Source organism: Burkholderia sp. S171, assembly GCF_009766085.1.
Lineage (GTDB): Bacteria > Pseudomonadota > Gammaproteobacteria > Burkholderiales > Burkholderiaceae > Caballeronia.
The window spans coordinates 762-13,812 of sequence record NZ_LMUF01000071.1 but is presented as its reverse complement, the minus strand read 5'-3'; the positions used below and the strand labels follow the sequence as shown (position 1 = coordinate 13,812).

The 13,051-nt window shown below is 58.5% G+C and carries 13 protein-coding genes; 7 read left to right on the top strand and 6 right to left on the bottom strand.

Annotation, left to right across the window (positions count from 1 at the left end):
* Positions 1–89 precede the first annotated feature (89 nt).
* The gene (locus GSQ93_RS36395) at positions 90–764 is read right to left on the bottom strand and encodes an antibiotic biosynthesis monooxygenase (protein WP_158941050.1); all 675 of its coding nucleotides are present in this window, start codon (positions 762–764) and stop codon (positions 90–92) included.
* A gap of 322 nt (positions 765–1,086) precedes the next feature.
* Between GSQ93_RS36395 and GSQ93_RS36390 the strand changes: the two genes are divergently transcribed.
* Complete coding sequence (locus tag GSQ93_RS36390) at positions 1,087–2,019, top strand: LysR family transcriptional regulator (protein WP_158941048.1); 933 nt, start codon at positions 1,087–1,089, stop codon at positions 2,017–2,019.
* Here GSQ93_RS36390 and mug read toward each other — a convergent pair.
* Positions 1,980–2,525, bottom strand: a complete 546-nt coding sequence (gene mug, locus GSQ93_RS36385) for a G/U mismatch-specific DNA glycosylase (protein ID WP_158941046.1) — start codon at positions 2,523–2,525, stop codon at positions 1,980–1,982. The genes GSQ93_RS36390 and mug overlap by 40 nt on opposite strands.
* On the bottom strand, positions 2,522–3,532 hold the full coding sequence (locus GSQ93_RS36380; protein ID WP_158941044.1) for a GlxA family transcriptional regulator: 1,011 nt from the start codon (positions 3,530–3,532) through the stop codon (positions 2,522–2,524). Before GSQ93_RS36380 ends, mug begins: the two co-directional genes overlap by 4 nt.
* A 459-nt stretch (positions 3,533–3,991) precedes the next feature.
* On the opposite strand from GSQ93_RS36380, the gene GSQ93_RS36375 reads away from it, so the two are divergent.
* From GSQ93_RS36375 to GSQ93_RS36355, 5 genes are all read left to right on the top strand, one after another.
* Complete coding sequence (locus GSQ93_RS36375) at positions 3,992–4,567, top strand: AraC family transcriptional regulator (protein ID WP_158941042.1); 576 nt, start codon at positions 3,992–3,994, stop codon at positions 4,565–4,567.
* A complete protein-coding gene (gene ilvB, locus GSQ93_RS36370; RefSeq protein WP_158941040.1) occupies positions 4,564–6,429 on the top strand; it encodes a biosynthetic-type acetolactate synthase large subunit in 1,866 nt (621 codons plus the stop codon). The genes GSQ93_RS36375 and ilvB overlap by 4 nt, the downstream gene beginning before the upstream one ends.
* A gap of 114 nt (positions 6,430–6,543) precedes the next feature.
* Positions 6,544–6,843 (top strand): helix-turn-helix transcriptional regulator, encoded by a 300-nt coding sequence (locus GSQ93_RS36365; protein ID WP_158941112.1) that lies wholly within the window; start codon positions 6,544–6,546, stop codon positions 6,841–6,843.
* A 136-nt stretch (positions 6,844–6,979) separates the two neighbouring features.
* Positions 6,980–7,339 (top strand): arsenate reductase (glutaredoxin), encoded by a 360-nt coding sequence (gene arsC / locus GSQ93_RS36360; protein WP_158941038.1) that lies wholly within the window; start codon positions 6,980–6,982, stop codon positions 7,337–7,339.
* Positions 7,340–7,716: 377 nt separating this feature from the next.
* Entirely contained in the window at positions 7,717–8,928 is a 1,212-nt protein-coding gene (locus tag GSQ93_RS36355) for an ABC transporter substrate-binding protein (protein ID WP_158941036.1), read from the top strand.
* Positions 8,929–9,045: 117 nt separating this feature from the next.
* On the opposite strand, the gene GSQ93_RS36350 is transcribed toward GSQ93_RS36355, so the two are convergent.
* The 3 genes from GSQ93_RS36350 to speB all read right to left on the bottom strand — a co-directional run bounded on the left by GSQ93_RS36350 (position 9,046) and on the right by speB (position 11,835).
* Entirely contained in the window at positions 9,046–9,972 is a 927-nt protein-coding gene (locus GSQ93_RS36350; protein ID WP_158941034.1) for a glyoxylate/hydroxypyruvate reductase A, read from the bottom strand.
* A 79-nt stretch (positions 9,973–10,051) separates the two neighbouring features.
* On the bottom strand, positions 10,052–10,822 hold the full coding sequence (locus GSQ93_RS36345; protein WP_158941032.1) for a class II aldolase/adducin family protein: 771 nt from the start codon (positions 10,820–10,822) through the stop codon (positions 10,052–10,054).
* 62 nt (positions 10,823–10,884) lie between these two features.
* On the bottom strand, positions 10,885–11,835 hold the full coding sequence (gene speB / locus GSQ93_RS36340) for an agmatinase (protein WP_158941030.1): 951 nt from the start codon (positions 11,833–11,835) through the stop codon (positions 10,885–10,887).
* A 198-nt stretch (positions 11,836–12,033) separates the two neighbouring features.
* Between speB and GSQ93_RS36335 the strand changes: the two genes are divergently transcribed.
* Entirely contained in the window at positions 12,034–12,924 is an 891-nt protein-coding gene (locus GSQ93_RS36335) for a LysR family transcriptional regulator (RefSeq protein ID WP_158941028.1), read from the top strand.
* Positions 12,925–13,051: the final 127 nt, after the last annotated feature.

Sequence of the window (13,051 nt, the reverse complement as noted above, 5' to 3'; positions counted from 1 at the left end):
TCATATTCAATAGGAATTCTAAATAGATTCATTTTTAGATCCTGCGAAAAACGACGATCCTCCAACGCCAATGCCGGGACGCGACCGACTTACGCCCTCGCTTGCACCTCTTTGAAGTATTGCGGTGCTTCCCGTCGATCGAACATTCCGTACTCCCGGACGATGCGGATATTGCGCAGGCGCGAAACCTCCACCGACGCCGCATTGCCCAGGAATGCTGCAGCCGCCGCATGGTCGCGCCACGTCACCACCGCGATCGCGTCCCCTGGTGTCATCAGATGGTCGAATACGTCCCAGGAAACAAAGCCGGACGCACTTGTATCCAAGCCAAATGATTTCGCTACTCCTTCTGCGCCAACCTGCCTGATCCACTCCGGCGAGAACTTTCCATCATGCAGCGTCACGGCCGTTCCTTGACCCGTCGCGGTGACATCCAGGCGCTGCTCAAGCAAGACGTGTCCCGTGGGAACGCGCGTGTCGCTGACGGTTTGTCCAATGCGCAAGCGATAGTCGGAAAACACCCGGTCACGCGCAGCCTGCATGATCTTGTGGTGCGTCTCCTGGCTGCGCCACCGCACGAGTGCTTTCTCATCGCGCCAACTCGACAGCGAAAGAAGCCATCCGTCGCGCGTGAGACTTGCATAGCGGTTGTTGTCGATAAACCCCTCGATCTTCTCGAGCTCAGGACGCAGCATCTTGGCCATGCCGAGATAGGCATCGAACTGTTCAGGGATGGGGTGAACTTCAAGCATTGCGGTAAACATGGAAACCTCTTTCGCGTTGGTTGGGCTTTACGGCATGGAGTAATTGTCCGAGATAGGCCCATTGAAAGGGGCCGCAGCTAGTCGCGTATTCGGCCAAAGAGTGGGTGAATCCTGCCAACCAAACCGCTGATGCGCTGATAACCTTCACGCGCTGAAAGAGTCTTTTTCAAGCGGATAAGGCAAACTCCCCTAGCGCGTACAAAAACATGAATGGCCGCTTCTTGCCATGTCGAATAAACGATCCAATGACGCGATTCGTCACCGTGCACATCACAACGCATAAAATCACGTCATATGAATGCGGGGACCCGAGGGAAGCGAAATGGATAAATTGCGTGAGATGGAGATTTTTGTAGCCATCGTCGACCGGGGCAGCTTTACTGGCGCGGCCGACAAAGTAGGCATGTCGTCCGCCGCAGTCTCGCGGGCGGTCAGTTCGCTCGAGTCGCGCCTCGGCACACCGCTGCTTGCCCGGACGACTCGATCAGTTCGTCCGACCGATGCAGGGTTGACCTACCTCGAAGCCTGCAGGACGGTGCTGGACGCCATCACGGATGCAGAAGCACACATTGCGGCTGATCAACTCAAACCCGTCGGTACATTGACCATCTCCGCGCCGGTCCTGTTCGGCCAGCGATACGTTGCACCTTTGGTCAACGCGTTCGCGTTGCGTTATCCGGACGTCAGCATCACCGCGGTGTATGCCGATCGAACCACGCGGCTTCTGGAGGAGGGGGTGGATATCGCCATCCGTGTGGGCCATCTTGGCGACTCCTCCACATTCGCCATTCCGCTGGGTTCTGTGCGGCGCAGGACGTATGCGGCGCCGTCTTATCTTGCCGCGCACGGCGAACCCCTTCACCCCCGGGATCTGGCCAATCACCATGTTGTGTCATTCACGGGCGTCTCGCTGCCGCTTGAGTGGGTGTTCAACGAGAACGGCTCAAGGTTGCCTGTCAGACTTCGGCCGCGGATGATTGTGGACCTGGGTCCCGCAGCCATTCTCGCCGCTGTTGACGGTGTAGGGATAACCCAGTTTCTGTCGTACCAGGCGGCGCCCGAGGTCGACGATGGCAGGCTCCAGCCTATCCTGAGCGCATTTGAGCCCGAGTCGGTCCCGGTCAGTCTGCTCCATGTAGAGCGCCGAAGCACCAGCGGCAAGATTCGCGCGTTCGTCGAATTCGTGACGGAGACGCTACGTAAAAACGCGCACCTTCAGGGTGTGGACGCTACTGCGATGCGAACGTCCCGGTAGGCGGCGACCAGCGCATCGAGGTCGAACGCCCGGTTCAGGCCGCTTGGATTGGGTACGACCCACGCGCGTGCGCCACCGAATGGCCTGGTTTGCAGGCCCCAATCGATATCGCGCGAACCCGAGATTGCCGAGAGCGCCATCTTTCCCAGGAAGACGATGTTCCGGGGTGCGTAGTATTCGATCTTTCGCCGGAAAGCATCGCCGGCCAGTTCAATCTCCAATCGCGATAGCTCGGCGGCCTGCGCCGTGGGCCGCGAAACTACCGTGGTGAGACCACAGCCGTATCGAAGAATCGAGCGGTCGTCTTCGGGACGAAGCTGTTCGGGCGTAAAGCCTGCAAGATGCATGACCCGCCAGAACCGATTGCCCCTGCCCTCAAAGTGATGACCTGTCGATACCGCTCGCATCCCTGGATTGATTCCGCAGAATATTATCGATAAACCCGGTTCAAGGACATCAGGAAGGGATTGTTGGGAATCAACGTCATTCGCAGATATGACAGTCATTGAAAAAAGACCTGTTTGCCGGCACCGTTATCCGCCCATGGCTGCTGGCCTGCTTCGCCACGAAAACGTTGCCGATATTGTTTGGGTGTTACCTCCAGCCGTCGGGAGAAAGTCGTGCGCATATGCGTGGCACTGCGAAACCCGCATTTAAACGCCACGGTCTTCAGCGGTGCATCCGAGTCTTCGAGCAACTTCCTCGCGCTGTCGACGCGAACCTGCTCAACAAACACCGACGGCGTCACCTTTGCATACTTCGCAAATAATCTCGAGAAGGTCCGTCGGCTCACTGCAACCGCGCCCGCGAGTTGTTCGATCGACAACGCATCGGTTAAATGCTCGGTCACATAGCGGTGCACTTTGCGGATGATCGGATCTTCGTCCCTCCCCGCTCCAACATACGGGCTGTACTGAGACTGGCCACCTTCGCGCTGGATATAAACCACAAGACGTTTAGCAACATGCACCGCCAGTTCGTGACCCCAGTCTTCAGCGACCAGCGACAGGCACAGATCGATGCCAGCCGTCACGCCAGCCGAGGTAAAGAGGCGGCCGGCACGAACGAAGATCTTGTCGGGCTGCACACACGCCTGCGGAAATTCGCGAGCGAGGCGGCCCGCGTCTGCCCAGTGTGTTGTCACTTCCTTGCCGTCGAGCAGTCCCGCATGGGCGAGCACGAACGCCCCATTGCAAACGGAACCGAACCGTGCCGCGCCTTTAGCCTGATTTTGGAGCCACGTTAGAAAGTCGTCTGATAGTTTGGCGTCGGGCAATTGCGGCCCTCCCGTGACCAGTAGCAGGTCCCATTGGGTATCGAGATCCGCGTAACCATACGGCACGGAAAGCCCCATTCCGTTCGAGCAGGTCACGGTGCCGGCCCGGGGACCCACAAGGGAGACTTCATATTTCTGCTCATCGGAAAGGATCGTGTTTGCTTCCGCGAACACGTCGAGGGGGCCCGCAACATCGAGCGACTGGACACCATCGAATATAACAATGGCGACTTTCATGCATTGACCCTTCGTGGAGTTGGTAAGCCCGTTATTGAGCTCGTTATTGAGCTCGCTTTCGATACTAGCGATTCGCTTGGCTTCACCCGAACGACTGGACCAAGCCGACCAACCTGTATTGACGCGCGACAGGCGAGATTACCGCAATAGCCCAAAAACGGTGATGGGCTAGCCGGTAAGAGTCTTTTGCGCCCGCGTAACGAAACTGCACTAAAGCGATGTGCGATGGACATTAACTTCCGGACGCAGCTCAACAAAACGTACGACGTTACCGCAGCCGCGCCGTTGGCCCAAATCTCACGTTAATTGGCCCAGCATGGCGACATCCACGTGTTTCCTCTCCCGTGCCGGCTGAGTAGACTTGGGACTCGTGAATGCGGCCAGGGCCGCCTCTTCGAAGGTCGTGCTTTCCGTTAACGCGCGACGCTCGTATGCAGTGAATTTGAGGAGTAACGGCTCATGCATGTTGCGATGATGCTGTACGCAGGATTTCGGCTACTCGAAATAACAGGCCCAATGGACGTTTTCCACGAAGCGAACCGTTTGTGGGGCGCCACGTTGTACGAGCAGCATCTCGTGGGGCCATTCCCTGGGCCGGTCGTGTGCTCGAATGGCGTAGCGGTAGGCACGACGGAATGTCTGCTCGATTTGCGAACTTCGTTCGACATCGTCGTAGTCCCAGGTTCTCCGGTCATCAGTCCGGGAGATGAGCATGGTGCACTGGTGGACTGGCTCAGCGTTACCGGACGTAGAGTGCGAAGGCTCGCGTCGGTGTCCAACGGAGCCTTGTTGATCGCGCGCGCCGGGCTTGCCGATCATCGTTCGTTGACCACGCATCGGCGCGACGCGCAACGCCTCTCGTCCGAGTATCCCTTGGTCCACGTCATGCGCAATCAACGCTGCTTAAGGGATGGCAACCTGTACTCGTCGCACGGAGTAAGTGACGGTATCCAGATGGCCTTGGCTCTCATCAGGGAGGACCTTGGTGAAGCATTCGCCAGCAGCATTACGATGTCCTTGTCGAGGCAGTCATGACCCAAAACCCAATCATTGCTTCACCCGCCGATCTGAGCCCAACGAATCCGAGCGAAACGCTCTCGGGGGCTGACATCATCCTGCGCGTACTCGCCGAGCAAGGCGTCGACACAATATTTGGATACAGCGGCGGCGCGATTCTGCCGACGTACGACGCCGTGTTTCGTTATAACGAAACGAACGCGGCACATGCCGAGCGTCAAATCAAGTTTGTGGTGCCGGCCAATGAGCAGGCCGCGGGCTTTATGGCCGCCGGCTATGCGCGGGCCAGCGGAAAAGTCGGCGTCTTCATGGTCACGTCAGGCCCGGGCGCGACCAACGCCCTGACGCCAATCGCCGACTGTTACGGCGATTCGATTCCCGTCGTCCTCATCTGCGGACAAGTGCCGCGTGCCGCAATCGGCAGCGATGCGTTTCAGGAGGCGCCCGTCTTCAACATCATGTCGGCGTGCGCGAAGCATGTGTTTCTGATTACGGACCCGACGAAGCTCGAGCAAACACTGCGAAGCGCGTTCGACATTGCGCGCAGCGGCCGGCCTGGTCCAGTCGTCGTGGACGTGCCAAAAGACATCCAGAACTGGACGGGGCCCTATCACGGGCACGGTACGCTGCATTTTCGCGGCTATTCCGATCGTCTCCGGATGGTGGCGAAAGGCGCGCGTCTTGACGGGGATAAAGCTAACGCTTTCTTCGATCTATTGCGGCAGAGTAAGCGGCCGTTGCTCTATGTTGGCGGGGGCGTCATCACGGCGCGTGCGAGCGCCGAGCTACGAATGTTCTCCGAGCGCAACGGAATTCCGGTTGTGACCACGCTCATGGGTCTTGGTGCGATACCTGCAAAACACGAACTGTGTCTCGGGATGCTCGGCATGCATGGCGCCGCTTGCGCGAATTACGCCGTTGACGACTGCGACTTTCTCATTGCGGTGGGCGCGCGATTCGACGACCGGGTCGCCGGTGGCCGGCCCGAATCATTCGCTCGCGCCGCCCGTCATGTCGCTCATATCGACATCGACGAGGCGGAGATTAACAAGGTCAAACGCGTGCACTGGAGTCACGTGGGGGATGCAAAGGATGCCTTATCGTCTTTGATCAAGCACAGTCCGGAGACCCGGTCATCGTCCGACTGGCTTGAGCACGTGATGGATCTGAAGCGGACCTTCGGGATGAACTACGATCGAAAAAGCCTCGCGATCCAGCCGCAGCGGGTTATCGAACAGCTCAGCGAAATCACGGGTGGACGAGCGATCATCACAACGGGCGTCGGCCAGCATCAGATGTGGGCTGCGCAGTTTTTCGAGTGCGTCGAGCCTCGAAGCTTTCTGACATCAGGCAGCATGGGAACCATGGGTTTTGGGCTGCCCGCGGCGATTGGCGCGCAATTGGCCCGACCGGATGCACTTGTGATCGACATCGACGGCGATGGAAGCATTCGGATGAATATGGGCGAACTGGAGACGGCAAGCACCTACGGCATCCCCGTCAAAGTATTGCTGCTCAACAATCGGGGGGACGGAATGATCCGGCAGTGGCAGCGTCTCTTTTACGAAGGGCGGATGTTTACCAGCGACAAGGCGCTCCATAGCAAGGACTTTGTGATGGCGGCACAAGCCGATGGTTTTAATTTTGCCCGTCGCGCTCAAGCGGTAGACGAGCTTGAGGACACGCTGAGGGAATTCGTGGAATTTGACGGACCCGCCTTCCTTGAGGTGATGATCGACTACAACGCCGATGTATTTCCGATGGTAGGCCCTGGCCAAAGCTACGCGAACATGATCACCGGTCCCTTCATTCCCTCACGAGTCGTGGAAGAAGCGCAAACCCAAGTCATTGCGCACAAGAATGCTGCGGACATGTTCTAGCGCAGATGAGTTCGGGTGTCGCAATGAATGCTACGACTCAAAGGCGTCGCTTTGCGTTTCGTCGCTACCTCTCTCCTATTTTTTCAGCTTCTATCGTGGTGTTTGGCGAAATCTATGGCTGACGAGAATTTAATTTATAAGGCACTCGCAAACCCGTTCCGGCGCGAGATCCTGAGCTGGTTAAAGACGCCAAACAAGTACTTTGCGCGAGGATGCATCGACCTGGGTTGTGGGGTACCGTCGAACGCAATCCACGCACGCAGCGGGCTGTCTCAGTCGACCGTATCAGCGCACGTCGCGGCATTGATAGAAGCAAGGCTGCTCGTTTCGACCCGCGTTGGTCAGTGGATGTTTCTCTCGCGAAACGAAGAAGTTATTCGCGCCTTCGCGGCACAGATCAGGCTGCATTTGTAGCCGACGGCTTGGTCAAGGTTCGCTAGAATGGCCGTTTAATTTTCTATTCGACGAACTTCGGCGCCATTCGACACGCCTCCGCTGAACGGCATCGATAAAGCGAAACCCCTCGTTAACAATTCATGGGAGGCAAAGCATGACTGTCACGATTTACCATAACCCCGCCTGCGGCACGTCGCGCACTTCCCTGGCGCTGATCCGCACTGCAGGCATTGAACCGGAAGTTATCGAGTACCTCAAGACGCCGCCCAGTCGCAGCACTCTTGTCCAGATGATCAAGGATTCCGGGTTAAGCGTCCGGCAAGCGATCAGGGAGAAAGAGAAGCTGTTCGCGGAACTCAACCTCGCCGACGCAGCGGTAACGGACGAGCAATTGCTGGACGCCATGCTGACGCACCCCGTTCTCATCAATCGTCCGTTCGTGGTGACACCCGCCGGCACGCGTCTATGCCGTCCGGCCGAATTGCTTCTGGAGATCCTGCCCGAAGCGCAATAAACAGTCCAACGAGCATCGGGACGAAGTCGTAATGTACGATCGGTAGCTTGGTTTAAATTTTTAATCAGTAATACGTAGTACCTGACAACCGCAAAAATGTCGAATCAGCTCAAAAAATAAGCGAGGCAGTGGACGAGTAAGCGCGGGCACCGCTGGTCGCTGGCATCCATAGTTGCGCCCGAGAATAAACCACCGCCCCGGAGGTGTAACAGCGGAACGCAGCGTAACGATCAGCCCCCGGTATACCCGGTCTTCTCACATCATCAATGCTGTAAGCCTTGACTTCATTCGTCCCAAGCGGCTATTTTCGATCCTGACGGATTGCTCGGAATACCCAGCAGCCTCGCTGCCGCTTATAAGAACCCATGGAGACAGGAATGAACAACACCCTCGCCCGACGCTCTGCGCGCGGCCTCATCACGGCAGCCATCCTGAGCTTCACCGCGAGCGCGGCGCATGCAGCAGCCGACTCAGTCAAACTCGGTTTCATTACAGACCTTTCAGGCCTTTACTCCGACTCCGATGGCCAGGGAGGTCTCGAAGCCATCCGCATGGCGATCGACGACTTCGGTGGCAAGGTGAATGGCAAGCCCATCGAACTGCTGTATGGCGATCACCAGAACAAGGCGGACATTGCGGCATCGAAGGCGCGCGAGTGGATTGACCGCGACGGCGTCAACGGAATCATCGGCGGCACGAATTCGGCGACCGCGCTCGCAACCAACCAGATTGCCGCTGAAAAGAAGATTCCGTACATCAACGTGGGCGCCGGTGCCGACGCGCTGACCAACGAGCAATGCACGCCCTACACGGTCCACTACGCCTATGACACCGTCGCGCTCGCCAACGGCACCGGTCTGGCCGTGACGAAGCAAGGCGGCAAGACCTGGTACTTCCTGACCGCCGACTATGCCTTTGGCAAGGCCCTGGAAAAGAACACGTCTGAGGTGGTGAAAGCGAATGGCGGGCAGGTGCTCGGCGCGGTGCGGCATCCGTTATCGGCATCGGATTTCTCGTCGTTCCTGTTGCAGGCGCAGGCGTCGAAGGCCCAGGTCCTGGGCCTTGCAAACGCGGGCGGCGACGCGATCAACTCGATCAAGGCAGCAAAGGAATTCGGCCTGACCAAGTCGATGAGGATTGCCGCCCTGCTGATCTTCCTCACCGATATCCACAGCCTCGGACTCGAGACCGCCCAAGGTCTTCTCGCGACCGACAGCTGGTATTGGAACAAGGATGCCGAGACCCGCAAATGGGCGCAGCGCTATTTCGCCAAGATGAAGAAAATGCCTACCAGCCTGCAGGCCGCGGACTATTCGGCCGCGACCACCTACCTGAAGGCGGTGCAGGCGGCAGGTTCAACCGACAGCACGAAGGTGATGGAGCAACTGCACACGATGAAGATCGACGACATGTACGCCAAGGGTTATATCCGGCCCGACGGCAGCATGATTCACGACATGTACCTGATGCAGGTGAAGAAACCGTCTGAGTCGAAGGAGCCGTGGGATTTCTACACGATCACCGCGACCATACCCGGCGAGCAGGCATTCGGGTCCAAAGCCATATCGCGTTGCGCGTTGTGGAAATGATCGACAACACTGGGCACGGTGACGTTCGCGGCTGGAAACGTTTCAGCTAGCGAATGTCTTCAGGAGCGGGGGTAGCTCCTGCATGAAGTCAGCGCGGGCTCGCAGCCCCGCTGACGTTCACTGCCGCTGACCCACGTCCACCTGATTGTTAAGCGGCTGGCCACGCACCAGACGCCGCACGTTCTCAGCAATCTGCGAACCAATGGTTTCGAGGCTCGCGATTGCCGCCATATGCGGCGTAACGATGAGCTTCGGATGGCGCCAAAGAGGATCATCGGGCAGTAGCGGTTCGTTAGGAAAAACATCGACGATTGCACCGTCCATGTGCCCGTCAGACAAGGCCGCAAGCAATGCGTCCATCACCAGATGTTCGCCCCGGCCAACATGAATCAACTTCGCGCCCGGGTTCAATTGCCTTAATACATCGGCGTTCAACAAACCGCGCGTCTCGCTAGTCAGAGGCAACAGGCACACGAGGATATCGACACCCGACAGGAACGCCGGCAACGCGTCCCGGCCGCTGAATGACTGGATACTCGACAGCGTTTTGGTGCTGCGCGCCCAGCCCTTTACGGTAAAACCAGCGTGCAATAGATCGGTGGCAACCCGCGCGCCAATTTCCCCGAGTCCCATCACGCCGATGGTGCAATCGATTGCGAGTTTTTGCGCCGGCACCTGCCAAATTCCGGCTCGTTGATTGGCAAGCACCTGATCGAACTGTCGATGAAAATGCAGTGCACCCCACATCACGAATTCGCTCATGGCGCGTGCCTGATATGGGTCGACTACGCGGCATATCGGTACAGCAGGCAGATGGGGATCGCACAAGATGTTGTCGACGCCGGCAGCAATGCCGTGCACCAGCCGGAGGTCAGGCAGCGAGCGCAATGCGCCCGCCGGTGGATTCCAGCACACGGCGACTTGCGCATCGTTGGTGTCGGGCGCGCCGAATGAATGGACCTGCAGTTCGGGTGCCGCTGCGACGATCGCAGGCGCAAGCGCCGACATGTCGTAGTCTCGGCTGATGAGTACGAGCTTGGTCATGAGTGGCTTGAAGAGTGGCCCGACAAGAGATCAGGAAACACCGGCGCACGACGTGAGAATCATGCGGCCGGACGGCGGATCAGGACCGGTAATCGGGAAGGTTATCGGCTATCAGGCGCAGCGCCGCTTGCCATGCCAATTCGATGATGGGGTCCGCACCTTCCGATTCAAACTGCCGCGCGGTGAGTTCGCGAACATGCTCTGGCGGTATCCGCAATGGCACGCCTCCGGCCAGCGCCTGCACCTGCGCCTGGCAAGCACGCTCGAGAAAGTAGATCTCGTGAAACGCGTGTGCAGCGGTCGCACCACCCGCGAGCAGGCCATGGTTGCGCAGGATCATCGCCTTGTGCGGGCCGAGATCGGCAACCAGACGGTCACGCTCGGCCAGGTCAAGTGCGATGCCTTCATAGTCGTGATAACCCAGCTTGCCGTAGAACTTCAGCGCATGCTGGCTGATAGGCAAAAGCCCTTGCTCTTGCGCCGACACAGCGGTCCCCGCCGCCGTATGCGTATGCACGACGAACGCGATGTCTTCGCGCGCCATGTGAACCGCCGAGTGGATCGTAAAACCGGCCTCATTGACGATAAAGAGTTCGGGCGTATCGCGTGCACGCTCGTCGATCACCTTGCCCTCGTAGTCGATCTTCACAAGATCCGAAGCGCGCATCTCGTGGAACAACACGCCGTAGCGGTTGATCAGGAACGCGGGTTTCGAGCCCGGCAAACGCGCGGTAATGTGCGTGTCGATCATGTCCGTCATGCGGAAATGCGCCATCAGCCGATACAGCGCCGCCAGATCCTCGCGGACCTTTTGTTCGGCCGCCACAATGGACGTAGTACTTGATTCCATGATCCGTTCCTTCCTTCTGATGATGCGGCTTGGGGGCTTAACAACGAAGCCTGAGTCGAAGCTTAACGACGTTTCACGCCCGGCAGCACGCACAGCATTTCATAAAGCAGGTTCGCTCCCAGCAGCGACGTGTTCCCGCTCGTATCGTAGGGTGGCGAGACTTCGACCAGATCGCATCCGATCAGATCCAGCCCATGACAACCACGGATGATCTCAATGCCTTGAATGGTCGTCAGGCCGCCAATCTCGGGCGTGCCCGTGCCCGGTGCCCACGCTGGATCGATACCGTCGATGTCGAAGCTCAGGTACACCGGACCGCCCGCCACCTTGGCCCGGACTTCAGCCATCAGGGGCTCAAGCGACTTGTGCCAGCACTCTTCCGCCTGCACCACGCGAAAGCCTTGCCGGCGGCTCCAGTTGAAGTCGTCGGCGGTATAACCCTGCGCACGCAGACCGATTTGTACCACACGATCGCAATCGAGCAGGCCCTCCTCCACCGCGCGCCGGAAGGTCGTGCCGTGGGCGATCTTCTCGCCGAACATGTGGTCGTTGACGTCCGCATGAGCATCGACATGCACGAGGCCGATCTTGCCATGCTTGCGATGCAGCGCACGCAAGATGGGCAGCGTAATGGTGTGATCGCCGCCGAGGGTCAGCGGCACCACATCTTGCTCGACAATGCGGTTATACGACTCTTCGATGATCCGCACCGCGTCCAGCAGATTGAAAGTGTTGATGGCTACGTCGCCAATATCGGCCACGGAGAGCGAGTCAAACGGAGCGGCGCCCGTCGCCATGTTGTAAGGCCGGATCATGACAGACTCGGCGCGAATCCCGCGCGGGCCGAATCGCGTACCGGCCCGCAAGGACGCGCCGATGTCGAGCGGGACGCCTATAAACGCAGCGTCCAGGCCCGCAGCCGAGACGAGATGCGGCAAGCGCATCATGGTGGCGATGCCGCCAAAGCGCGGCATTTCGTTACCGCCGAGCGGTTGGTGAAAGATCTTTTCCATGGCACGTCCTCACTTTCATTCGTCGAACTGTCTGCGTTGAATTCTGGCGCTCATAGACGCACCGACAAAGTGCTGGCGCGAAATATTTAGTTCAGTTATTTCTAAAGTATCGGCACGTCCGGCCCGAGGGCATTGCTTGACTGTCTCGTCATCGGACAGTTCGCTGGGTGCTATTTACCGTATTCGATGGAGTTTGATGTGGCCACTGTTTTGCCTGAAGCACGCCTTCTGCGCATTTTCACTTGCGTGATCCGACACCAGGGTTTTGCCGCGGCGCAGCAGGAACTCAACTTGTCCACGTCGGCTATCAGCACTTACATGAGCCAATTGGAGTCGCTGGTGGGCGTGGTGCTGTGTCATCGCGGACGCGGTGGTTTTAGTCTGACGCCAAAGGGTGAAGAGTTCCATCAGGAAGCGTTGCGGCTGCTCGGCGAGGTGGACGGTTTCGAGCGTTACGCTGCGGGGCTGCGTGGAGAACTCCGCGGCAGTATCAAGCTTGGCGTACTGGACTCCACGGTCAGCGATAAGGCCTTGCCGCTCTCCGACATCATTGGTGCATTTACGCGCGAGCATCCGGCGCTGCATTTGCATTTGCATGTGCAAAGCCCTTATGAATTGCAGCTTAGTGTGCTGGGCAACCGTCTTGATCTGGCGATCGGCGCGTTTCAGTTGCGCATGAACGGGCTGATCTACCATTCGCTTTATCGCGAGCAACACTGGTTGTATTGCAGCGACAGCCATCCGCTCTTTAACGAGCGTCAGATCCCGCAGGAAACGATCAGCCAGCAACGGATGGTCGGGCGCGCCTACTGGAGTCAGACAGAGTTGGCGCGGCATGGGTTCAAGCGTAGCGAAGCGACGGTGGACAGTATGGAAGGGCAACTGATCCTGATCTTGTCCGGTGCGTTTATTGGCTTCCTGCCGGAGCATTACGCGCAGGCGTGGGTGGACAAGGGCCGGCTTCGGGCTCTCGCGCCGGCGGGGTTCGGCTATCAGGCGCCGTTTGCGTTGATCGTCAGGCGGGGGCGGTCGAAGGAACCTTTGATTCAGAAATTCCGCGATACGTTGAAGGGGCATTTGGGGCGTTGAGCGTGGGAGGGTATGGGGGGGGCGCCAGGTTTTAGGGTAGCGGTTGGGGTTAGTGCCGGGTTGCTGCTTTCGGTGTTAGTGGTCGAGATCTATGCCGGGGTGCTGCTCTTAGCGTTAGTGGTCTGCT